The organism is Aminobacter aminovorans, from assembly GCF_900445235.1.
Classification (GTDB): Bacteria; Pseudomonadota; Alphaproteobacteria; order Rhizobiales; family Rhizobiaceae; genus Aminobacter; species Aminobacter aminovorans.
Map to the genome: position 1 here is coordinate 3,616,878 of NZ_UFSM01000001.1, position 21,897 is coordinate 3,638,774.

Here is a 21,897-nt window from a genome sequence, read left to right on the forward strand (position 1 = left end):
CATGACGCGGCGCCCGGATGACAATCACATAGGGCGCCGCGCCTACTCGACTTTTGCCGAGCGCTACGACGCGGCAGCCCCCACCAAGCCCCACAACGCACTGTACGAGCGGCCGGCTTCGCTGGCCCTGCTTGGCGATGTCGCCGGGCTCGACGTTGTCGATGCCGGCTGCGGCTCGGGCATCTGCTCGGAAAAGCTGGCGCGCGGCGGCGCCCGCGTCAGGGGCTTCGACATCACGCCTGAAATGCTGGAACTGGCGCGCAAGCGCTGTGCCGGTCTAGACGTCGCTTTCCACCAAGGCGATCTGGCCAATCCGCTGGATTGGCTGGCGAGTGGCAGCACCGACGCGATCCTGTGTTCGCTGGCGCTCGACTATGTCGAGGACCTCCACCCGGTTTTCGCCGAGTTCCATCGCATCACGCGGCCGGTAGGCCGGTTGGTCTTCTCGATGGGCCACCCGATGCGTGACTGGGCCGATCCCCGCGCACGCGGCGACGCCGACTACTTCACGACCAACCGCTGGGGCCTGTCCTGGAGCGGCTTTGGCGAGCCCAGACCATATGTCGAATCCTACCGGCGGCCGCTGCAGGACATACTGAACGGGCTGAGCGATGCCGGCTGGCGCCTCGACCGCTTTGTCGAGCCGTTGCCGGTGGCCGAGATGGCGGTCGTCGACCCCGAGCATTTTGCCGAACTCAGCCATTCGCCCGGGTTCATCTGCATTCGGGCGATCAAGTAGACCAGAAGGCAGAAGCTCTCGACATCGATTGCCCGATCTTTTATCGGGGAAAATCCACAGAACAGGAAATCGCCGCTCATGTCATTGATCAACGACCTGGTCCAAGGCGTCGTCGACGGTGTGCTGAAGGACATTCTGAAGAAGCCGTCGAGCACGTCGAAGCGAACGCGCCGCCGCAAGCGGACGACGTCGACGACGAGTTCGGCCACGCTGCGCCAGATCGAGAAGCTTTTGAGGCCAGCCAAGAAGCAGACCAGCCGCAAGCGCACGGTACGCTCGCGCTCGAAGGCGCGTCGCAGCAGCTGACTGACGCCGCAACGCAGGTGCTGCACGGCAAAAAGGTCACATTTCCGGATTTCGGGTCGACCCGATGCTTGGAATGCTCGACTGTTGCAACCACATAGTGGCAGATGCTAGCAGTCTAACGAACATTGCCGGTCCGCCGGCCAGATCTGAGGTTTAGGGCGCCATGAGCGGAATCAACGAATACATCGATAGCGAAGTGAAGAGTCAGGATGTCGTGGTTTTCATGAAGGGCACGCCCGGCTTTCCGCAGTGCGGCTTTTCCGGCCAGGTCGTCCAGATCCTCGATTACCTCGGGGTCGACTACAAGGGCGTCAACGTCCTGACCTCGAACGAGCTTCGCCAAGGCATCAAGGATTATTCCAATTGGCCGACCATCCCACAGCTCTACGTCAAGGGTGAGTTCGTCGGCGGTTGCGACATTATCCGCGAGATGTTCCAGGCCGGCGAATTGCAGTCGTTCCTGGAAGAGAAGGGCGTGAGCGTCAAGGGCGCCGCCTGACCTGAGAATTACCGGCTCCGGCCTGTTCCGGGGTCCCGTTTGTGGCAAATGCGCCGGCTTGCCCGGCGCATTTCCGTTTGAATTGGATTCCGAATGGAACAGAAAGCCTCCCCGAGCGTCCGTCAGGACGCATTCCCGATTCCGCGTTGGGAATTCATCGCGCTGGCCGCCGCTTTGATGGCCGTCAACGCGCTCGCCGTCGACATCATGCTGCCGGCGCTGCAGCAGATCGGCGCTGCCCTCAATGTCGAGAGCGAGAACCACCGCCAGTATGTGATTACCGCCTATTTCGCCGGCCTCGCGCTGGCGTTGCTTGCCTATGGCCCGATCTCCGACCAGTTCGGCCGGCGCAAGCCGCTGCTGGTCGGCCTCGGCATCTATGTGCTCGCGGCCTTCGCTGCGGCTTTTGCACCGAGCTTCGAAACGTTGCTGTTGCTGCGCTTCGTCCAGGGGATCGGCGCTGCTTCGACGCGCGTCATTGCGGTGTCGGTGGTGCGCGACCGCTTCGGCGGCCGGCAGATGGCCGAGATCATGTCGTTGATCTTCATGGTGTTCATGGTCGTGCCGGTCGTGGCGCCCGCGATGGGACAGATCGTCATGCTGTTTTCGGAATGGCACATGATTTTCATCGTCATGGCGGTGTCGGCGCTGGCGATCACGCTATGGGCGGCAATCCGCCTGCCCGAGACGATGCATCCCGAGGACCGGCGGCCGCTGTCGGTGCTGTCGATCGCCAGGGGCTTCCGCACCGTGCTGACCACGCGGATGTCGCTGTGGTACACGCTAGCCTCGATGACGATCTTCGGCGCGCTGTTCGGCTTCATCAACTCGGCGCAGCAGGTCTATGTCGGCCTCTACGGGCTCGGCGTGTGGTTCCCGGCAGTGTTTGCGGCCATCGCCGGCATGATGTCGGTGTCGTCGTTCCTGAATTCGCGCCTGGTCGTCAAGTTCGGCATGCGCAAGCTGTCGCACGGCGCCCTGATCGGCTTCCTGCTGGTGAGTGCGATCTGGCTCGTCTGGTCGCTGACCGGGCCGGTGCCGTTTCCAGCCTTCATCGTGCTGTTTGCTCTGGCGATGTTCCAGTTCGGCTGGATCGGCTCGAACTTCAACTCGATCTCGATGGAGCCGCTCGGCCATATCGCCGGTACGGCATCCTCGGTGCAGGGTTTCATGCAGACCCTGGGCGGCGGCATGATCGGTGCGGCCATCGGCCAGTCCTTCGATGGCACGACGGTGCCGCTGGCGATCGGTTTCTGCGGTGTGGCCTCGATTGGCCTGGTGATGGTGCTGATTGCCGAGAAGGGCAAGCTGTTCCGCGGCCACCACGATCCCAAGCCGGCCCCTGCCGAGATCCACTAACAAGAGCGTCGGCGACGTACAGCCTCTGAAACAGAACAGCCCGAAACCTCAAGGTTTCGGGCTGTTCGTTTTGGTGACCCTGTCGACCTCAGCCAGCCATCAGGCTGGTGAAATCGAACAGCTTGCGATCGAGCAGATGCGACGGTCGAGTGTTGGACAGCGCCCGCAGCATGGTGTCCTTGCGGCCCGGCATGCGCTTTTCAATATCGTCCAGCATCGCCTTCATGGCGTTGCGCTGCAGGCCTTCCTGACTACCGCAGAGGTCGCAGGGGATGATCGGAAACTTCATGCCCTCGGCGAATTTGGCCATGTCGGCCTCGGCGCAGAAGGCCAACGGCCTCAGCACCATGACGTCGCCCTCGTCATTGAGAAGCTTCGGCGGCATGGCGGCAAGGCGGCCGCCATGGAACAGGTTCATGAAGAAGGTCTCGAGGATGTCCTCGCGATGATGGCCGAGCACCAGCGATGAACAACCCTCCTCACGCGCGATGCGGTAGAGGTGCCCTCGCCTGAGCCGCGAGCACAGCGAACAATAGGTGCTGCCCTCCGGCAGCTTCTCGGTGACGACGGAATAGGTGTCGCGGTACTCGATGCGATGCGCGATGCCATTGGCATTGAGATAATCGGGCAGCACGTTCTTGGGGAAGTTCGGCTGGCCCTGGTCGAGATTGCAGGCGAGCAGCTCTACCGGCAGCAGGCCGCGCCATTTGAGATCCATCAGGACCGCGAGCAGGCCATATGAATCCTTGCCGCCCGACAGCGCCACCAGCCAACGCTCGCCTGGCCTGGCCATGGCGTAGTCTTCGATGGCCTGGCGCGTCTGGCGCAGCAGGCGCTTGCGCAGCTTGTTGAACTCAACCGAGGACGGGGCGTCGCGATAGAGCGGGAATGCGCCCTCCGCAGACTCGGCCAGCGCGTCCTGTTCGTGAATGCCCATCGGTCTGGTCCTTCAATCCACGGCGCGCAGATGCGGGACAGCGCTGCCGCCAGCGGTATTCCGCAATTCTGGGCGTCGCGCAAGACATGCGCCCCAAACGAAAAGAGCGGCCGTTGCCGGCCGCCCTTTGAAATTCGATGCTACCCCGGCGCATCGCCAAGATGCGCCCAAGGCCGCGAGATTGAACGCGGCGCGAAGCACCGCGCTCTGGGGATCAGCGCGAATAGAATTCGACGACGAGGTTCGGTTCCATCTGCACTGCGTACGGAACGTCCGACAGGCCGGGAACGCGAGCGAAGGTCGCAACCATCTTGTTGTGATCGACTTCGATGTAGTCCGGAACGTCGCGCTCGGCGAGGCCAACGGCCTCAAGCACGATGACCAGCTGCTTCGACTTCTCGCGGACTTCGATCACATCGCCAGCCTTGCAGCGGTAGGACGAGATGTTGGTGCGCTTGCCGTTGACGTTGACGTGGCCGTGGTTGACGAACTGACGGGCCGCGAAAATGGTCGGCACGAACTTGGCGCGGTAGACGACCGCATCCAGACGCGACTCGAGCAGGCCGATCAGGTTCTCGGAGGTGTCGCCCTTGCGGCGGTTTGCCTCTTCATAGGTCTTGCGGAACTGCTTTTCCGAAACGTCGCCGTAGTGACCCTTCAGCTTCTGCTTGGCGCGCAGCTGCAGACCGAAGTCCGAGAGCTTGCCCTTGCGACGCTGGCCGTGCTGACCGGGGCCGTATTCACGCTTGTTGACCGGGGACTTCGGGCGGCCCCAGATGTTCTCACCAAGACGGCGATCGATTTTGTATTTCGCGGATTCGCGCTTGCTCATCGCATTCCCTTTCAGAACGATACACCCGAAACCTCGTGTTTCGAGTGAAGGAAACGCGCCCTCCTCTGGCCCCCGTTTTCGGAGCCTGACAGGATCTTCCACGCACGCATTGCGGAAAGGTCCACGGGACACGTCAAATGAAACACCGGGCGTTTCGGCCCGGCGTTGGCGGGTAACTAGGCGAAACCGGGTGCAATGTCAACGCTTCGCAGGGAGCCGGCTCACGTCGCATCGTGGAAGATGATGCCGAGGGTGAAGCGCTCGCCGGAGCGGATGCGGCTGACGCCGTGGCGCATCTTTACCCGGTAATCGCCGCGTGAACCAGCCTTTGGCCGGTCGTTGACGGCGAACAGCGCCCCATGGCCGATGCCGAGCGGAACCACCTCGGCGCGCGACTGCATGCGCGGACGCTGCTCGGTCATGACGAACTCGCCGCCAGCAAATTCGGATCGGGGCTCGGAGAGCAGAATCACCAGCTGGACCGGAAAGAGGTGCTCGCCATAGACGTCCTGATGCAGGCAGTTGTAGTCGCCGGCGCCGTATTTCAAGAGAAGCGGCGTCGGCCTGGTCTGCCCGTCGGCGTGGCATTCGGCAAGGAAGGCGATGAGTTCGGACGGATAACGCCTGTCGAACCCCATGCGTTCGCTCCAGCCGGTGGCGAAGGGCGCAAGGCGCTTATAGAAGGCGTGGCGAAGGCCAGATATGACCTGGGGAAGCGGGTTGGCGAAGTATTTGTACTCTCCCGAACCAAATCCGTGACGCTGCATGACGATGCGGCTGCGGAAATGCGCGTCGCAATCATAGAGCTCGCGCAACGCGATGCAGGTCTGGCGATCGAGCAGCGGGCCGGTCGGCGCGACACCGAACTCATCGAGCTCACTGAGGATTCGCGGCCAGTCCAGGCTCGAAACGATGGTGTCTGCATTCATAACGGCACTCCATAACGATAGGAGGCAGACGCTATGCCCTCAGGTTGGAGGCCGCATTCCGATTCCTGCGCGGCAACGATCAGGCGTCGAGATCGAACGCCTCCCGCGCCTGGCGCATGCGGTCGCGATTGCTCGCAGCCCAGTTGCCGAGTGATGCGATCGGCACGGCGATCGACTGACCGAGTTCGGTCAGTCCATACTCGACCTCCGGCGGCGTTGTCGGCCGCACGGTGCGGGTGACCAGCCCGTCCCGCTCCAGGGAGCGCAAGGTGACCGTCAGCATGCGTTGCGAAATGCCTTCGATCGAGCGCTTCAGCGCGTTGAAGCGCACTGGTTGCGCCTGGAGGTTGATGATGACGAGAATGCTCCAGGTGTCGCCGACACGGTCGAGCACCTCGCGAATGGGGCATGTGTCGCGACCATCGGTATTGAAGCCTGGTGTGGTGTGCAGCAGCGGCCCCGCGGTTGCGGGTCTTGTCGAGGCGTTCATGTGGTTCCTCTGACGTAACCTGGGCACGAAATCATGCGTTCTTTTCGCGTCCTTAGGTTCGATCTATATAGTTATCGTTGGTAACCTGATTACAGATCATACCTGCTTTCTGCTGAAATAGCAAAGCAGGGCGAACATGGAGAAGATCATGAAACTCGCTCTCATCGGTGCATCCGGCTTCGTCGGCAATGCGGTGCTCAAGGAAGCTGCCTCGCGCGGCCACAAGGTAACGGCCATCGTACGCACCCCGTCCAAGGTCGCAGCTATCGACGGCGTCACTGCTGTGAACGCCGACGTCAACGATATCGAGGCACTGAAGGCCGCGATCTCAGGCAGCGACGTCGTCGTCTCCGCCTTCAACGGCGGCTGGGGCGATCCTGACATTTACGCCAAGCACCTCGCCGGCTCAAAGGCGATCGTTGCGGCCGCCAAGGCCGCCGGCAAGCGCGTCATCGTCGTCGGCGGCGCCGGCAGCCTCGAAATCGACGGCAAGCAACTCGTCGACGGCCCGCATTTCCCCGAAGCCTACAAGGATGGCGCGCGCGCCGCGCGCGATGCACTCGCGGCCCTGCGCAGCGAGACCGGTCTGGAATGGTCGTTCCTGTCGCCGGCGATCATGATGGCGCCAGGCGAACGCACCGGCCAGTTCCGCACCGGCGGCGACCAGCCGGTGTTCGATGCCAAAGGCGAAAGCCACATCTCGGTGGAAGACCTGGCCGTCGCCATCGTGAACGAAGCCGAAGCGCCCCAGCATACGGGCAAGCGCTTCACCGTAGGCTACTGACCGGCACGCCGGGGCTCAGTGCCCCCAAGGCTCGGTGCCCAAAGGCTCAGTGGCTTGTCTTGTGCTCCGGCAGCCCCTTGTGGCTGGTCTCGGCGAACTCTTCGAGCTCCTTTTCGGTCATCGATTCGTACATTTCCTTCGATGCGCCGACGAGTTCGCTCTTCTTGATCTCGCCGCGCTTGGCGGCAAGGGCTGCTCCAGCGGCTTTCTGCTGGGCTTTGGATACGGCTGGCATGGCGTTTCTCCTTAGCTCTGGGCCTTTGGACCTCTCGGCTTTGGAAAACGCCTGCCGGGCCGTCATGTTCCTTCGACTGTCAGTCCAAAGCCCTGCATCAATCGGCGCGTGGCAAAATCGGTGCGCTTCGAGGTGAAGACGGCGATGTCGCGGCCGGCGTCGTCGCGCCACTCGCGCAAACCGTCGAGCAATGACAGCGCGCGGCGCGCGATAGCCTCGGCGGGATCGATCCAGTCGACCGGCCAGGGTGCTGTCTTGCGCATTCGGTTGACCAGGAATGGGTAATGCGTGCAGGCGAGCACGACGATGTCGGTGCGCCGGCCGTCCTGCTCGATGAAGCAAGGTGCGATCTCGTCCTTGACCGCCTGCTCGTCGACGAAGCCGTCGCGCATGTAGATTTCGGCCATTTGCGCCAGCCTGTCGCTGCCGACCAGCCGGACATGGCATTTGGTCGCCCACTGGGTGATCAGGTCGCGTGTGTATTGCCGCTTGACCGTACCTGGCGTCGCCAGCACCGACACCAGCCCCGAGCGCGTGCGCTCTGCAGCCGGCTTGACCGCCGGCACGGTGCCGACGAAGGGATGGCCGGGAAAAGCCTGACGCAACGCATCGATCACAAGCGTCGATGCCGTATTGCACGGAATGACCGAGATTTCGGGATCGAAGCGCTCGAGCAGGCGGCCGAACAGATCGAGGATGCGCGCCTTCAGCGCCGGCTCTTCCCAGGCACCGTAGGGAAATGCCGCATCGTCGGCGACGTAGACGAAGCGACGCTCGGGCATCAGTACGCGCGCCTCGCGCAGCACGGTCAGGCCGCCAATGCCCGAATCGAACATCAGGATCGGGCGGTCAGTCATTGTCGAGCCCCCTGCCGCCGACCGGCGGCGTGTCGTCCTCATCGCTGCCTGCACTGCCGGAATGGGCAGCGTGGTCGACTTTCGCCTTGCGATCGGGGTAGCCGGCGCCTCGCGGCTCCTTGGGCGAGAAATAGTCGAGCGAGGCAACGACGCCGCGCAGAACCTTGAGCTCCGGCGCGAAGAAGCCAGGCCGCGTCAGCACCGAGCGCAGATTGTCGACCATCTTGGGTTTCTTGGCCGCCGGGCGGAAATAACCGCGCGCGTCGAGCGCTGCTTCAAGATGATTGAACAGGCCGTGCAGCTGATCCTTGGTTGCCGGCGCCATTTCAGGGCCTGAGAAATTGGTCTGGGTCTCGTCTTCCAGGCCCGACTTCATCCACTCATAGGACATCAACAGCACCGCTTGGGCGATGTTGAGCGAGGCGAACCTGGGATCGACGGGGAAGGTGACGATCTCGTCGGCAAGGCTCACCTCCTCGTTGTAGAGGCCGAAACGCTCGCGTCCGAACAAAATGCCGGTGCGAAGCCCTGATGCAGCGCGGCCACGCAGCATGCGGCCGGCTTCGACAGGGCCACGCACTTCCTTGAAACCGTCCCGTTCGCGCGCAGTGGTGGCGAAGACGAAATTCAGATCAGTCACGGCGGATGCGAGGTCGGGGAAAACCACGACGCCGTCGATGACGTGATCGGCGTTGCTGGCGGCGGAACGCGCCTTCTCGTTCGGCCAGCCGTCGCGTGGATTGACCAGGCGCAGTTCACCGAGGCCGAAATTGGCCATTGCGCGCGCCACCATGCCGATGTTCTCGCCGAGCTGCGGCTCGACGAGGATGATCACTGGGGCCGCAGTTTGCATGGGGTTTTCTGACATCGTTGCGATTGAACCGAGAATTGCGCCTTTTGCGCGTCCCTGACATATTCGCGCGCGAAAATGAAGTTCCGGTAAGAGCCAGCCATGGCGGACGATCTCGCAGAGCAGATCCGGGCCTTTGTCGGCGACGATCCCAATGTCGGCGAAATCCGCATGTTCGGCGGCACCTGCTTCACGCTCAACGGCAACATGATGGTCGGGACACTGAAGAATGGCGCCTTGCTCGTGCGCGTCGGCGAGACCCAGGAGCCGTCAGCCCTCGCTTTGCCAGGCGCGAGGCGGATGGATTTCACTGGCCGCGAGATGAAAGGTTTCATCATGGTTGCAGCGGATAAGCTCGACGACAGGACGATCGAGGGCTGGATCGCCATGGCTTCGCGCTTCGTCGGGCCGATGCCGCCGAAGACGGCCACAGCCAGGCGGAAATGACCTGTGGCAGCCGCGACGGCCGGTGTCGCAGCCACGCATTTCATACAATGTCAGCGGACAGGCCGAAGGTCGCAATCGCAATCATTTGCGCCACCCGGTTCGCTTTGGTATAGGGGCCGCACTCCCAATCGTGAACCCTCCGGGACCGGCTGGTTCCAGGCAAAAAGAGGCAATTTCCTATGGCGAAGATCAAGGTGGCCAAGCCCGTCGTCGAACTCGACGGCGACGAGATGACCCGCATCATCTGGCAGTTCATCAAGGACAAGCTGATCCACCCCTATCTCGACATCGACCTCGAATATTACGACCTCGGCATCGAACACCGCGACGCCACCAACGACCAGGTGACGATCGACGCCGCCAACGCCATCAACAAGCACGGCGTCGGCGTCAAGTGCGCCACCATCACGCCCGACGAGCAGCGCGTCGAGGAGTTCAAGCTCAAGAAGATGTGGAAGTCGCCCAACGGCACGATCCGCAACATCCTCGGCGGCACCATCTTCCGCGAGCCGATCATCATGAAGAACGTGCCGCGCCTGGTTCCGGGCTGGACCAAGCCGATCATCGTCGGCCGTCATGCCTTCGGCGACCAGTACAAGGCAACCGATTTCAAATTCCCGGGCAAGGGCAAGCTGTCGATCAAGTTCGTCGGCGACGACGGCCAGGTGATCGAGCACGACGTGTTCGACGCACCGGGCGCCGGCGTGGCGATGGCCATGTACAATCTCGACGAGTCGATCCGCGAATTCGCCCGCGCCTCGCTGAACTACGGCCTGCTGCGCAACTACCCGGTCTACCTGTCGACCAAGAACACCATCCTCAAGGCCTATGACGGCCGCTTCAAGGACATCTTCCAGGACGTCTACGAAAAGGAATTCGAGGCCGAGTTCAAGGCGCGCAAGCTCTGGTACGAACACCGCCTCATCGACGACATGGTGGCTTCGAGCCTGAAGTGGTCGGGCGGTTATGTCTGGGCGTGCAAGAACTATGACGGCGACGTGCAGTCGGACACCGTGGCCCAGGGCTTCGGCTCGCTCGGCCTGATGACCTCGGTGCTGATGACGCCTGACGGCAAGACGGTGGAAGCGGAAGCTGCCCACGGCACCGTGACCCGCCACTACCGCCAGCACCAGAAGGGCGAGGAAACTTCGACCAACTCGATCGCCTCGATCTTCGCCTGGACCCGTGGCCTCGCGCACCGCGCCAAGCTCGACGACAACGCCGATCTGAAGCGTTTCTCCGAGACGCTGGAGCGCGTCTGCATCCAGACGGTCGAAAGCGGCTTCATGACCAAGGACCTGTCGCTGCTGATCGGTCCCGACCAGCCCTGGCTGTCGACCACCGGTTTCCTCGACAAGATCGACGAGAACCTGCAGAAGGCGATGGGCTGATCTGCCATAGGCACCGAAACAAGAAGGCCCCGGAGCGATCCGGGGCCTTTTTGATTTGGGATCTGCCCGCCTCAAGCCAGCGGCAGGTGGATGTCGGTCAGGAGCTCTGACGGCGCTACGTCGCGCGGGTTGTTGAGGTACTCCTCGAACATCAGCGCATCGCGCAGCTGGCGACCCGATTTCGGCAGCCATTCGGCATAGAGCCATTTGTAGGCCAGGTGCATCTCTGCATAAGGCCCCTTGTGGCGCAGCACGGCGTACTCGCAGCCCGAGATTGCGTGCCGCTCGAGCGGCGCTGCTGCGGGTGCTGCCGCATCGGCACTGACGCAGGCGACGGAGCGCAGCTTGTCCTCGGAGACGATATCGGGATCGTCGAGATAGATGCCGATCATGCGCATGTCGGGCCGAGCCTGACCGCGGGCGTAGAGCGTGCCGAACAGTTGCTCGAAGGCCTTGCCGATCTGCATGTAGGAGCCCTGATGGGCGACGCCGACGAGACTGGTGTCGGGAATGTTGCGGATATGAACGTCGAACATGTGGGAAGCCTTTCCTCTATGGGTTTCGAAGAGCTTGTGGCTTCCCTCCCTCCGGTAGCGCGCTGGCGGCATGCCGTAGGCGGCCTTGAAGATGCGGTTGAACGACTGGACGTTGGGATAGCCAGACCGCTTTGCAATCTCCAGGACAGTCAGATCCGTTCCGACGATGTCACCTGCGGCGCGGTGCAGCCTGAGGCGCTTGACCGTGGCGGCAGCCGTTTCACCGTAGATGGCGCGGTAGATCCTGTGCCAGTGGTAGCTCGACATGCAGGCGATGTCGGCCAGGCGGTCCATATCCAGCTCCTCGTCGAGATGCGCGTGGATGTGGGCCGAAACCCTTCTCAGGCGGGTTTCATAGACTGCCCATGCCGTTTCACCGTTCATGCCAAACCTCTTGCAAATCGATCGGCCGGACATAACCATAGCCCGATTTGACAAATCCTGCTGACCTCAAGTTTACCGCTCAAGCAGACTTCAGCCGCACCAGATGGCAGCGACGGGTTGAACGCGATAGAAAGCCAGGGACTGCGACGCGACCATTTCGGGGACAGCCGATGCTGCATCATGTCGAGATCTATGTTTCGAACTTGGATGCCTCACATGCCTTCTGGGCCTCTCTTCTGGCTCAGATCGGCTATGAGGAAAGCGATCGCTGGGGCGACGGGTTCACACTCGCGCATGAGGACGACGCCTATCTGACTTTCGTGCAAGTTGCCGAAAAACACGCCCATCGGCACTATCACCGGTCGGGCGTTGGCCTCAATCACCTGGCATTTCGCGTGAAGGACAGGGAGACCGTCGACAGGCTCAGGCAGTTCTGCCGCGAGAACGATGTCTCCTGCCTCTATGACGAGCGCTACCCCTTCGCCAACGGCGGAATCGACTATTACGCGCTGTTCATCGAGGATCCGGATCGGATCAAAGTCGAGTTCGTGGCCGCCTCGGCTGACTAGTCCCGTTGACTGGGCCACGAGACATCGAAAACGAAAAAGGCGGGAGCCAAAGCCCCCGCCCTCACAATTCCAGCAACTGATATCGGCTCAGCCGGCCATCGCCTGGGCGACAGCCTCGACCGCTTCGTCGGCCTTCGTGGCGTCGGGGCCACCGGCCTGCGCCATATCGGGGCGGCCGCCGCCACCCTTGCCGCCGAGGGCAGCGGATGCGACGCGCACCAGATCGACGGCGCTCAGGCGCCCGACGAGGTCTGCCGTGACAGCCACGACTGCACTTGCCTTGCCATCTTCCGACACGCCGATCAGCGTCACCACACCCGAACCCAGGCCAGCCTTGCTTTCATCGGCCAGGCCCTTGAGATCCTTGGGATCGACGCCGGAGACGACCTTGCCGAGATACTTCACGCCGGCAATTTCGCGCACCGCATCGACTGATCCGCCCTGCCCGCCACCCATGGCGAGCCGCTTGCGCGCCTCGGTGAGCTCGCGTTCGAGCTTCTTGCGTTCGTCGACAAGCGTCTCGACACGCGCCAGCACGTCGGAGGGCGACACCTTCAGCGTCGCCGCCACCATCTTCAGGCGACGGTCCTGCTCGTCGAGGTGACGGCGAGCCGCCTCGCCGGTCAGCGCCTCGATACGGCGGACGCCGGCAGCGACAGCGCTGTCGGAGACGATGCGCACAAGGCCGATGTCGCCGGTGGAACGCACATGGGTGCCGCCGCAGAGCTCGACCGAATAGGGCCGATTGGCCTTGGCGCCATGCAGACCGGTTCCCATCGAGACGACACGGACCTCGTCACCATACTTCTCGCCGAACAGCGCCATCGCGCCCTCGGCGATGGCGTCGTCGACGCTCATCAGGCGCGTGGTGACAGGACTGTTCTGCACCACGATCTCGTTCGACATACGCTCGACGTCCTCGAGCTCCTCGGCCGAGATCGGCTTGTTGTGCGAGATGTCGAAGCGCAGGCGCTCAGGCGCCACCAGTGAGCCTTTCTGCGCGACATGGGTGCCGAGCACCTCGCGCAGGGCCTCGTGGATCAGGTGGGTTGCCGAATGGTTCGAGCGCAGGCGCGTGCGTCTGTTGTGATCGACCTTCAGCTCGACCGCAGCGCCGGTCTTGAGCTTGCCCTTGGTGACCTTGCCGTAGTGGACGAACAGGCCGTCGGCCTTCTTCTGGGTGTCGGTCACCTCGATGGCAAAACCTTCACCCGAAATGGTGCCGGTGTCGCCCATCTGACCGCCCGACTCGCCGTAGAACGGCGTCTGGTTGACGACGATGGCAACGGCGTCACCTTCATTCACCGCGTCGACGACGGCACCGTCCTTGAGCAGCGACAGGATCACGCCTTCGGCCTGCTCGGTTTCATAGCCGAGGAACTCGGTGGCGCCGGCCTTTTCACGGACCGAGAACCAGACGACTTCCGTCGCCGCCTCGCCTGATCCAGCCCAATTGGCGCGCGCCTCGGCCTTCTGCCGCTCCATCGCATCGGTGAAGCCTGCCAGATCGACCGAAATGCTGCGCTGACGCAAAGCGTCCTGCGTCAGGTCGAGCGGGAAACCATAGGTGTCATAGAGCTTGAAGGCCGTCTCGCCATCGAGCATGTCGCCGGCGCCCAGCGTCTCGGTGGCATCGGCAAGCAGGCCGAGGCCGCGAGCGAGCGTCTTGCGGAAGCGTGTTTCCTCAAGCTTGAGCGTCTCGGTGATGAGCGCCTCGCCGCGTCCGAGCTCCGGATAGGCCTGGGCCATCTCGCGGATCAGCGCCGGAACCAGCTTCCACATCAACGGCTCGCTGGCACCGAGAAGCTGGGCGTGGCGCATGGCGCGGCGCATGATGCGGCGGAGCACGTAGCCGCGGCCTTCGTTCGACGGCAGCACGCCATCGGCGACGAGGAAGCAGGACGAACGCAGGTGATCCGCGATTACCCGATACGAGCCGACGTTGTCAGCGTCCGGGCCACGGCCGATGGCCGAGGAGGCAGCATCGATCAGATGGCGGAACAGGTCGGTCTCGAAAACAGTCTCGACCCCCTGGAGGATCGAAGCCATGCGCTCGAGGCCCATGCCGGTGTCGATGGACGGGCGCGGCAGCGAGATGCGCTCGTCCTTCGTCACCTGCTCGTACTGCATGAAGACGAGGTTCCAGAACTCGAGGAAGCGATCGCCATCCTCTTCGGGGCTGCCGGGAGGGCCACCCCAGATGTGCTCGCCACGGTCGATGAAGATCTCCGAGCACGGGCCGCACGGACCGGTGTCGCCCATCGCCCAGAAATTGTCAGAAGTAGCGATGCGGATGATGCGGTCGTCGCTGAAGCCGGCGATCTTCTTCCAGTGGTCCGCCGCCTCGTCGTCGGTGTGATAGACGGTGACGAGCAGCTTGTCCTTGTTGAGTCCGTACTCCTTGGTGATCAGGTTCCAGGCGAGTTCGATCGCCTGCTCCTTGAAGTAGTCGCCAAAGGAGAAATTGCCGAGCATCTCGAAGAAGGTGAGATGGCGCGCGGTGTAGCCGACATTGTCGAGGTCGTTGTGCTTGCCGCCGGCGCGCACGCTCTTCTGCGCGGTCGCTGCGCGCGAATAGGAACGCGTCTCGAGGCCAGTGAAGACGTTCTTGAACTGCACCATGCCGGCATTGGTAAACATCAAGGTCGGGTCGTTGCGCGGAACGAGCGGGCTGGAGGCCACGACCTCGTGTCCGTTCTTCTTGAAGTAGTCGAGAAATGTCGACCGGATCTCGTTCACGCCACTCATATTGCCGCCTTTGATCGCCGCCCTGAACAGATGCACCCCGCCCTTTGCAGGCGGAAATTGGAACTGGCCTTTTAGCGGCCCACCTTAACCCTGTCCAGAAACACCGGACCGGCAAAAGCCCGCAATCCCGCCGCCCCGATCACCGAAGCCGTCTTCACAAACGCAAACCGCCGGCGCAAGGGCCGGCGGTCGCTCAGATCGTCTGTATCGGGTCCGGTCCAGCAACCGCAGGACCGCCCTCCCAAGTGCCTACATCGCACTCGCTTCGTCGCCGTCGTCTTCCTCGCGCGAGCCGTTCTCAAGGAACTTCTCGGCGATCAACCCGGCATTCTGCCTGAGCAGCTGTTCGATTTCGCGTGCCGCGTCGGGATTGTTACGCAAGAACAGTTTTGCGTTCTCGCGTCCCTGGCCGAGGCGCTGCGAATTGTAAGAGAACCAGGCGCCCGACTTCTCCACCACGCCGGCCTTGACGCCGAGATCGACGAGCTCGCCGGTCTTGGAAACGCCTTCACCATACATGATGTCGAACTCGACCTGCTTGAAGGGCGGGGCCAGCTTGTTCTTGACCACCTTGACGCGGGTCTGGTTGCCGACGACCTCGTCGCGGTCCTTGACCGAGCCGATGCGGCGGATGTCGAGGCGGACCGAAGCATAGAACTTGAGCGCGTTGCCGCCGGTGGTGGTCTCCGGCGAGCCGTACATGACGCCGATCTTCATGCGGATCTGGTTGATGAAGATGACCATTGTGTTGGAGCGCGAGATCGAAGCCGTCAGCTTGCGCAGCGCCTGGCTCATCAGTCGGGCCTGCAGGCCGGGCAGCGACTCGCCCATCTCGCCTTCGATTTCGGCACGCGGGGTGAGCGCCGCCACCGAGTCGACGACCAGCACGTCGATGGCACCGGAGCGAACCAGCGTGTCGCAGATCTCAAGCGCCTGCTCGCCCGTGTCGGGCTGCGAGATCAGCAGGTTCTCGAGATCGACACCGAGCTTGCGGGCATAGACCGGGTCGAGCGCGTGTTCGGCGTCGACGAAGGCGCAGATGCCGCCCTTCTTCTGGGCTTCGGCCACGGTGTGGAGGGCGAGCGTCGTCTTGCCCGAGCTTTCCGGGCCGTAGATTTCAATGATGCGTCCGCGCGGCAGGCCGCCGACACCGAGCGCGATATCAAGGCCGAGCGAGCCGGTAGAGACAGTTCCGATCTCGACAACCTGCTCATTGGCGCCCAGGCGCATGATCGAGCCCTTGCCGAAGGCGCGTTCGATCTGCGACAGCGCCGCGTCCAGAGCCTTGGATTTGTCCACCGAATTTTCCTCTACAAGCCGCAATGAATTCTGAGCCATGATACATCACCCCGTAGTCGTCAATGAAGGCCGGACCGTCCGACGCCGATATAATTTTGTACTGGTTTTGTTCACATTTGGCAAGAGCAGTCAAATTGTTGAAATAAAATGACTTTCCTGCACATGTTCTTTTTTTGTTTGCAAACTGTGCATAATCGGATGCCGTCTCGACCTGACAGCCCGTTCCTCGGCAGAACGGGTCTTGGCGAATCGCTGGCGGTTGCCGCCTCCCGCGTGGAACACTAAGTTCGCCGCCTTAAACGCACACCGGACAGCCTCAGCATGAACTCACCCAAGATCCTCGCCATCGGAGGCGCCCATGTCGACCGGCGCGGACGCATGACGGCGCCATTCGTGCCGGGCGCCTCTATCCCCGGTTCGATGAGCGAGGAGGTCGGCGGCGGCGCCTTCAACGCGTTGCGAGGCGCGGTTCGCCGCGGGGCAGCCGGCGCCCTGATGTCGGTGCGCGGCGGCGATGCGGCAGGCGAAACCGTGGCGTCGGAGATCGTGGCCAACGGCATCGAGGACCTGTCGGCCATTTTTCTCGATCGGGCAACGCCTAGCTACACCGCCCTGCTCGACCGCGACGGCGACGTGGTGGCTGCATTGGCCGACATGGGGCTGTATGAGCTTGCCTTCGCCAAGCAACTCAGGCGCGCCAAGGCACGCGAGGCGGTGGCGGCAGCCGACGCCGTTTTGTGCGACGCCAACCTGCCCGAGGCGGCGCTGGCCAGGCTCGGCGAGATTTCCGGCAAACCGCTGTTCGCCATCGCAATCTCGCCGGCCAAGGCGGTGCGGCTGGTGCCTGTCCTCGGCAAACTCGCCTGCCTCTACATGAACCGGCGCGAGGCGGCGGTGCTGGCTGATATCGCAGCCGATTCCACCCCTGATGCGATAGCTCGCGGCCTGCGCGAGGCAGGGCTCAGGCGCGGCGTCGTCACCGCAGGCGGCAGCTCCGTCTTTGCCTATGATGCTGCGGGCCTGATCGAGATCACCCCACCTGCCCCGCGCTGGATCGTCGATGTGACCGGAGCCGGCGATGCGCTGGCGGGTGCAACGACTGTGGCGCTGATGCGCGGCCTGCCACTGGAGCACGCGCTGCGCGAGGGCATTGCCGCTGCCGTACTGGCCATAGAAAGTGCGTCGGCGGTGCCGGAGCTGGCACAGGCAGATTTTGACGCGGCGCTGGCTCTTGTGCCGCAAGCCCGGGAAATGGCATGACGCGGCTTAAGGAGACCAACATGACGCCTGAAACCGCCCGTCCGTTCATCGACATCCATGCGCCTGTCGCTGCAGCCCTTGCCGCCGGCAAGCCTGTCGTCGCGCTCGAAAGCACCATCATCACCCACGGCATGCCCTATCCCGACAATTCGGCGATGGCGGCCAATGTCGAGAAGATCATCTCGGACGAAGGCGCCATTCCGGCGACGATCGCGGTCATCGGTGGCCGCATCAAGATCGGCCTGTCCGACGGCGAGCGCGAATCGCTTGCCATGACCGGCGGTGCGATGAAGTTGTCGCGCGCCGACATCGCCTATGCGGTCGCCGAAAGCCGCACCGGCGGAACGACGGTGGCGGCGACGATGATCGCAGCGCACCTCGCCGGCATCAAGGTGTTCGCCACCGGCGGTATCGGCGGCGTGCACAAGGGCGCCGAAAAGAGCTTCGACATCTCGGCCGACCTCGACGAATTGGCGCGTACGCCTGTCATCGTGGTCTCGGCCGGCGCCAAGGCCATCCTCGACATCGAAAAGACGCTCGAAGTGCTGGAGACGCGTGGCGTGCCGGTGGTGGCCTATGGTTCCGACATCGTGCCTGCCTTCTGGTCGCGCAAGTCGCCTTATTCGGCACCGCTGCGCCTCGATGCACCTGACAAAATCGCCCGCCTGCACACCACCCGTGGCGCACTCGGCCTCGACGGTGGCCTTTTGGTGGCCAATCCCGTGCCCGAGAGCGACGAGATTCCTGCCGACAAGATGGCCGGCTACATCGAGGCGGCGCAGAAGGCCGCCGAAGCCCAGAACATATCGGGCAAAGCGGTGACGCCGTTCCTGCTCGCCAAGATCCTGGAACTGACCAACGGTGCCAGCCTCAAGACCAATATCGCGCTGGTCGAGAACAATGCCCGGCTGGCGGCCAAGGTGGCGATCGCGCTGGCCAAGGCGTGAACCGCCTTCACATCAATATTAGAACTCAATAATATACATTCTGGACAGGCAGGCTTAAGCTGCGGCGCGGCCAGCCTGCCGTCCGGAATTGCCCGGCGGCATCATCGGAGCTTAATGATGTCCGGCGGTGACGGACGTTGCCGATACACTGAGGTACAGCCGTTCGCACGCCGTTGCGCGGCCCTGCTCGCGCTGCCGTTACTTTTCGTCACCATTTCCCCTGCATCGGCGCATCGAACAGCCTCTGGCTGGAGATATCCGCCGGCCTGCTGTCACGGCGACATCGAGCACGGCGAGTGCCAGGCCATTCCCGAAAAGGCGGTGGAGGAGCATGGCGGCGGCTGGTCGATCGTGCTGGAACCCGGAGATCACCGTAAGGTGACGCACCGCAATCGCTATTTCGTGCCCTATGGTTCGGAAATCCCCTCGGGCGACGGCGACTATCACATCTGCCTGCATCCGACCGAAGAACACGAGAACTGCTTCTTCGTGCCGCCAGATGCGATGTAGGGCTATTTCTTGCTGCGCAGCGCCGCTTCGAAGGCCTTGCGCGCCCATACCGCCATTTCGTCGGGATCGTCGACAGCGCTTTCGGGGATCGTCCAGTAAGGCATGTTGACCGGCCGTCCGCCGGCGTCGGTCCAGCGCTTGGCACCTGCCGCCTCGAAATCTGGCGCGCTCACCGCATCGGCCTTGAGCAGGATTTCGCCGCGCACCTCTACGCCGACGATCAACGCGTCATGATAGATGCCCTTGCCGCCGAACATCTTGCGGATGGTGACATCGCCGAGGCCGGAGAAGGTCTCACGAATGGCTTCGTCACTCATTTGCGATGCCTTTCGGGCCGATGCCTCGCGCCGATGCCTTGCGGGTGGATGCCTCTCGATCGCTGTGGATCAGGCCTGCGCGCGCGCCTCTGCGAGCGCCTTGAGGTCGGCGGGCTTCAGCTCGACCGACTCGCCACAGCCGCAGGCCGAGCTCTGGTTCGGATTGTTGAAGGTGAAACCGGTGCGCAGCGTGGTCGTCTCGAAATCCATCTGCGTGCCGAACAGGAACAGTGCGGCCTCGGGCGCGACATAGACATGGGCACCGTCGTGCTCGATGTGGTCGTCCTTGGGGTTCGGCTCGGTCACCAGATCGACGGTGTATTCCATGCCGGCGCAGCCGCCCTTCTTGATGCCGAGGCGGATGCCCAGGGCATTGTCACGGGTGGCCATGATCTCGCGCACGCGCTCGGCGGCCCGGTCGGTCATTGAGATGACGGCGAAGCGTCCCATTTTTCTTCCTGCTCCATTCCTTGCAGGTTCAAGGCCTGCCGGATGACTCTCTCACCTAAGATGGTGAACATTCCTGTTGCGTGCAACCTCTCAGCCAGCAGCTGATGAGTATGATGGCTCCACCAGTCCGAAAGCGGCGACCAGCTTGTCGTAAGTAGGCGTGTGTTGCGTTTCGCCGTATCGAGCAACCAACTGCCAAATGTCATCGCTATAGAGGAGCAGCATCTCCTCGGTCGGAGCGACGATTTGCATGTCGCCGGGGCCTAGATAGAGCGAGTACCCCTCTATTCCATAGCGAGACAAAATGGCGTAGTGGGCGCGAAACTCTCCCGTACTGATGCGAAGCCCGTCGTCCGACGTACCCTCATACGGCTTCACGATTCGACATATGCGACCGATCGCAGTTTTCCGAAGCGCTTCCTCGTCAGAGCCATAGCGGAATACGTCCGCCGGCAGCGACAAGACACGAACATAGCAGCCGACGAACACGCTGTTCCCGGCTGCCGGCTCGCTCATCAATACCAACCAACCGCCACCTGGGCCTCTTCTGACATGCGGTCGGGTGTCCACGGCGGATCGAAGGTCATGGCAACCTCGACGCCAGACACGCCTTCGACGGCGCCGACGGCGTTCTGGACCCAGCCGGGCATCTCGCCGGCCACTGGGCAGCCTGGAGCTGTCAGCGTCATGTCGATCTTGACGGTGCGGTCGTCTTCGATGTCGATCTTGTAGATCAGGCCGAGTTCATAGATGTCGGCAGGGATTTCCGGGTCATAGACCGTCTTCAGAGCCGAGACGATGTCGTCGGTCAGCCGCGCAAGCTCGTCGGCCGGGATGGCCGAAGCCGAAACGAGAGCCTTGCCCGCCGTTTCCGGCGCAGTGTCGTCAACTGTGGCGGCGATAGCGTCTTCCATGGTGCTCACCCGAAGAATTTACGCGCTTTTTCAAGCGCTTCGGCCAAAATGTCAATTTCGGCCTTCGTGTTGTACATGCCGAACGACGCCCTGCATGTGGAGGTTACGCCGAAGCGTTTCAACAGCGGCTGGGCGCAGTGCGTGCCGGCACGCACTGCGACGCCCTGGCGGTCGATGACCATCGACACGTCGTGGGCGTGGATGCCCTGTAGCTCGAACGAGACGATGGCGCCCTTGCCTGGCGCATCTCCGAAGATGCGCAGCGAATTGATCGAGCGCAGTCGCTCATGGGCGTAGTCACGCAGCATCGCCTCATGCGCTGCTATGCGCTCGCGGCCGATGCCGTCGATGTAGTCGAGTGCGGCACCGAGGCCGATGGCCTGGACGATCGGCGGCGTGCCGGCCTCGAAGCGGTGCGGCGGCTCATTGTAGGTGACGATGTCCTCGGTCACCTCGACGATCATCTCGCCGCCGCCGTGGAACGGGCGCATGCGCTCGAGCAGCTCGCGCTTGCCATAGAGCACGCCGATACCAGAGGGTCCGTAGAGCTTGTGGCCGGTCATGACGAAGAAGTCGCAGTCGAGGTCCTGCACGTCGATGGGCATGTGAACAGCACTCTGGCTACCGTCGACAAGAACCGGGATGCCGCGCGCATGCGCAATGCGGCAGATCTCCTTGATCGGCGTCACCGTGCCGAGCGCGTTCGACATATGGGTGATCGCGACCAGTTTTGTCCGGTCGGTCAGGCGCTTCTCGAATTCCTCGATGTGGAAAGTGCCGAGGTCGTCGACCGGCACCCAGACCAGCTTGGCGCCCTGGCGTTCCCTGATGAAATGCCACGGCACGATGTTGGAGTGGTGCTCCATGATCGAGAGCACGATCTCGTCGCCCTCGCCGATGTTCGGCATGCCGTAACCATAGGCGACGGTGTTGATCGCCGAGGTGGCGTTGGAGGTGAAGATGACCTGATTGACATCAGGCGCATTGAGAAAGCGGCGCACGCTCTCGCGCGCCTTCTCATAGGCGTCGGTCGCCGCATTGGACAAGAAATGCAGGCCGCGATGGACGTTGGCGTATTCGTTGGAATAGGCGTTGGCGATGGCATCGATGACGACCTGCGGCTTCTGGGCCGAGGCGCCGTTGTCGAGATAGACGAGCGGCTTGCCATAGACCTCGCGCGACAGGATCGGGAAGTCGCGGCGGATGGCCTCGACGTCATAGGTGCTGTCTTCGACCTTCTGATCCATCAACAAATTCCCATGCCTTCATTCGCCTGTCGGCGGCGTCTCCCCGCGAACGGGGAGAAAA

At 62.8% G+C, this 21,897-nt stretch carries 26 protein-coding genes; 11 read left to right on the plus strand and 15 right to left on the minus strand.

Annotation, left to right across the window (positions count from 1 at the left end):
• Position 1 precedes the first annotated feature (1 nt).
• The 4 genes from DY201_RS17855 to DY201_RS17870 all read left to right on the plus strand — a co-directional run bounded on the left by DY201_RS17855 (position 2) and on the right by DY201_RS17870 (position 2,903).
• Positions 2-739: a class I SAM-dependent DNA methyltransferase gene (locus tag DY201_RS17855; RefSeq protein WP_115732351.1), complete on the plus strand. Its 738-nt coding sequence runs from the start codon at positions 2-4 to the stop codon at positions 737-739.
• A gap of 78 nt (positions 740-817) precedes the next feature.
• Entirely contained in the window at positions 818-1,045 is a 228-nt protein-coding gene (locus DY201_RS17860) for a hypothetical protein (RefSeq protein WP_115732352.1), read from the plus strand.
• A gap of 163 nt (positions 1,046-1,208) precedes the next feature.
• Positions 1,209-1,544: a Grx4 family monothiol glutaredoxin gene (gene grxD, locus DY201_RS17865; RefSeq protein ID WP_067962632.1), complete on the plus strand. Its 336-nt coding sequence runs from the start codon at positions 1,209-1,211 to the stop codon at positions 1,542-1,544.
• Positions 1,545-1,637: 93 nt separating this feature from the next.
• Positions 1,638-2,903: a multidrug effflux MFS transporter gene (locus DY201_RS17870; protein WP_425358736.1), complete on the plus strand. Its 1,266-nt coding sequence runs from the start codon at positions 1,638-1,640 to the stop codon at positions 2,901-2,903.
• Between the two features lie 88 nt (positions 2,904-2,991).
• Here the strand turns inward: DY201_RS17870 and ttcA are convergent, their stop codons facing one another.
• The 4 genes from ttcA to DY201_RS17890 all read right to left on the minus strand — a co-directional run bounded on the left by ttcA (position 2,992) and on the right by DY201_RS17890 (position 6,091).
• Positions 2,992-3,840, minus strand: coding sequence for a tRNA 2-thiocytidine(32) synthetase TtcA (gene ttcA, locus DY201_RS17875; RefSeq protein WP_115732353.1), 849 nt, complete (start codon positions 3,838-3,840; stop codon positions 2,992-2,994).
• 214 nt (positions 3,841-4,054) lie between these two features.
• Positions 4,055-4,672, minus strand: coding sequence for a 30S ribosomal protein S4 (gene rpsD / locus DY201_RS17880; protein ID WP_115732354.1), 618 nt, complete (start codon positions 4,670-4,672; stop codon positions 4,055-4,057).
• Positions 4,673-4,893: 221 nt separating this feature from the next.
• Positions 4,894-5,601, minus strand: a complete 708-nt coding sequence (locus DY201_RS17885; RefSeq protein WP_115732355.1) for a 2OG-Fe(II) oxygenase — start codon at positions 5,599-5,601, stop codon at positions 4,894-4,896.
• Between the two features lie 79 nt (positions 5,602-5,680).
• Entirely contained in the window at positions 5,681-6,091 is a 411-nt protein-coding gene (locus DY201_RS17890) for a winged helix-turn-helix transcriptional regulator (RefSeq protein ID WP_115732356.1), read from the minus strand.
• A 148-nt stretch (positions 6,092-6,239) separates the two neighbouring features.
• On the opposite strand from DY201_RS17890, the gene DY201_RS17895 reads away from it, so the two are divergent.
• Positions 6,240-6,875, plus strand: a complete 636-nt coding sequence (locus tag DY201_RS17895; RefSeq protein WP_165915946.1) for an NAD(P)-dependent oxidoreductase — start codon at positions 6,240-6,242, stop codon at positions 6,873-6,875.
• Positions 6,876-6,921: 46 nt separating this feature from the next.
• Here the strand turns inward: DY201_RS17895 and DY201_RS17900 are convergent, their stop codons facing one another.
• From DY201_RS17900 to DY201_RS17910, 3 genes are all read right to left on the minus strand, one after another.
• On the minus strand, positions 6,922-7,110 hold the full coding sequence (locus DY201_RS17900) for a DUF3008 family protein (protein WP_115732358.1): 189 nt from the start codon (positions 7,108-7,110) through the stop codon (positions 6,922-6,924).
• Between the two features lie 62 nt (positions 7,111-7,172).
• Entirely contained in the window at positions 7,173-7,967 is a 795-nt protein-coding gene (murI, locus tag DY201_RS17905) for a glutamate racemase (protein ID WP_115732359.1), read from the minus strand.
• Positions 7,960-8,820: an RNA methyltransferase gene (locus tag DY201_RS17910; RefSeq protein WP_245432029.1), complete on the minus strand. Its 861-nt coding sequence runs from the start codon at positions 8,818-8,820 to the stop codon at positions 7,960-7,962. The genes murI and DY201_RS17910 overlap by 8 nt, the downstream gene beginning before the upstream one ends.
• A gap of 99 nt (positions 8,821-8,919) precedes the next feature.
• Between DY201_RS17910 and DY201_RS17915 the strand changes: the two genes are divergently transcribed.
• Complete coding sequence (locus DY201_RS17915) at positions 8,920-9,264, plus strand: TfoX/Sxy family protein (protein WP_115732361.1); 345 nt, start codon at positions 8,920-8,922, stop codon at positions 9,262-9,264.
• A gap of 179 nt (positions 9,265-9,443) precedes the next feature.
• Complete coding sequence (locus DY201_RS17920) at positions 9,444-10,655, plus strand: NADP-dependent isocitrate dehydrogenase (RefSeq protein ID WP_115732362.1); 1,212 nt, start codon at positions 9,444-9,446, stop codon at positions 10,653-10,655.
• Between the two features lie 71 nt (positions 10,656-10,726).
• Here DY201_RS17920 and DY201_RS17925 read toward each other — a convergent pair whose 3' ends face one another.
• Positions 10,727-11,575, minus strand: a complete 849-nt coding sequence (locus DY201_RS17925; RefSeq protein WP_115732363.1) for an AraC family transcriptional regulator — start codon at positions 11,573-11,575, stop codon at positions 10,727-10,729.
• A 170-nt stretch (positions 11,576-11,745) separates the two neighbouring features.
• Here DY201_RS17925 and DY201_RS17930 point away from each other — a divergent pair, with 170 nt between their 5' ends.
• Complete coding sequence (locus DY201_RS17930) at positions 11,746-12,144, plus strand: VOC family protein (protein WP_115732364.1); 399 nt, start codon at positions 11,746-11,748, stop codon at positions 12,142-12,144.
• An 87-nt stretch (positions 12,145-12,231) separates the two neighbouring features.
• Here the strand turns inward: DY201_RS17930 and alaS are convergent, their stop codons facing one another.
• Together alaS and recA are read right to left on the minus strand one after the other, a co-directional pair.
• Positions 12,232-14,892, minus strand: coding sequence for an alanine--tRNA ligase (alaS, locus tag DY201_RS17935; protein WP_115733854.1), 2,661 nt, complete (start codon positions 14,890-14,892; stop codon positions 12,232-12,234).
• 249 nt (positions 14,893-15,141) lie between these two features.
• Positions 15,142-16,230 (minus strand): recombinase RecA, encoded by a 1,089-nt coding sequence (recA, locus tag DY201_RS17940; protein ID WP_115732365.1) that lies wholly within the window; start codon positions 16,228-16,230, stop codon positions 15,142-15,144.
• A gap of 282 nt (positions 16,231-16,512) precedes the next feature.
• Between recA and DY201_RS17945 the strand changes: the two genes are divergently transcribed.
• From DY201_RS17945 to DY201_RS17955, 3 genes are all read left to right on the plus strand, one after another.
• Positions 16,513-17,451 (plus strand): carbohydrate kinase family protein, encoded by a 939-nt coding sequence (locus tag DY201_RS17945; protein ID WP_115732366.1) that lies wholly within the window; start codon positions 16,513-16,515, stop codon positions 17,449-17,451.
• Between the two features lie 20 nt (positions 17,452-17,471).
• Complete coding sequence (locus tag DY201_RS17950; protein WP_115733855.1) at positions 17,472-18,398, plus strand: pseudouridine-5'-phosphate glycosidase; 927 nt, start codon at positions 17,472-17,474, stop codon at positions 18,396-18,398.
• A 117-nt stretch (positions 18,399-18,515) separates the two neighbouring features.
• On the plus strand, positions 18,516-18,908 hold the full coding sequence (locus tag DY201_RS17955; RefSeq protein ID WP_245432030.1) for a hypothetical protein: 393 nt from the start codon (positions 18,516-18,518) through the stop codon (positions 18,906-18,908).
• 2 nt (positions 18,909-18,910) lie between these two features.
• Here the strand turns inward: DY201_RS17955 and DY201_RS17960 are convergent, their stop codons facing one another.
• From DY201_RS17960 to DY201_RS17980, 5 genes are all read right to left on the minus strand, one after another.
• The gene (locus DY201_RS17960) at positions 18,911-19,225 is read right to left on the minus strand and encodes a TfoX/Sxy family protein (protein ID WP_115732367.1); all 315 of its coding nucleotides are present in this window, start codon (positions 19,223-19,225) and stop codon (positions 18,911-18,913) included.
• Between the two features lie 69 nt (positions 19,226-19,294).
• Positions 19,295-19,675 carry a Fe-S cluster assembly scaffold SufA gene (gene sufA, locus DY201_RS17965; protein WP_115732368.1) on the minus strand — a complete coding sequence of 127 codons (381 nt, stop codon included), beginning with the start codon at positions 19,673-19,675 and terminating at the stop codon, positions 19,295-19,297.
• A 90-nt stretch (positions 19,676-19,765) separates the two neighbouring features.
• On the minus strand, positions 19,766-20,191 hold the full coding sequence (locus DY201_RS17970; protein ID WP_115732369.1) for a hypothetical protein: 426 nt from the start codon (positions 20,189-20,191) through the stop codon (positions 19,766-19,768).
• The gene (locus tag DY201_RS17975; RefSeq protein ID WP_115732370.1) at positions 20,191-20,589 is read right to left on the minus strand and encodes an SUF system Fe-S cluster assembly protein; all 399 of its coding nucleotides are present in this window, start codon (positions 20,587-20,589) and stop codon (positions 20,191-20,193) included. Before DY201_RS17975 ends, DY201_RS17970 begins: the two co-directional genes overlap by 1 nt.
• 5 nt (positions 20,590-20,594) lie before the next feature.
• Positions 20,595-21,836, minus strand: coding sequence for a cysteine desulfurase (locus DY201_RS17980; protein ID WP_115732371.1), 1,242 nt, complete (start codon positions 21,834-21,836; stop codon positions 20,595-20,597).
• Positions 21,837-21,897: the final 61 nt, after the last annotated feature.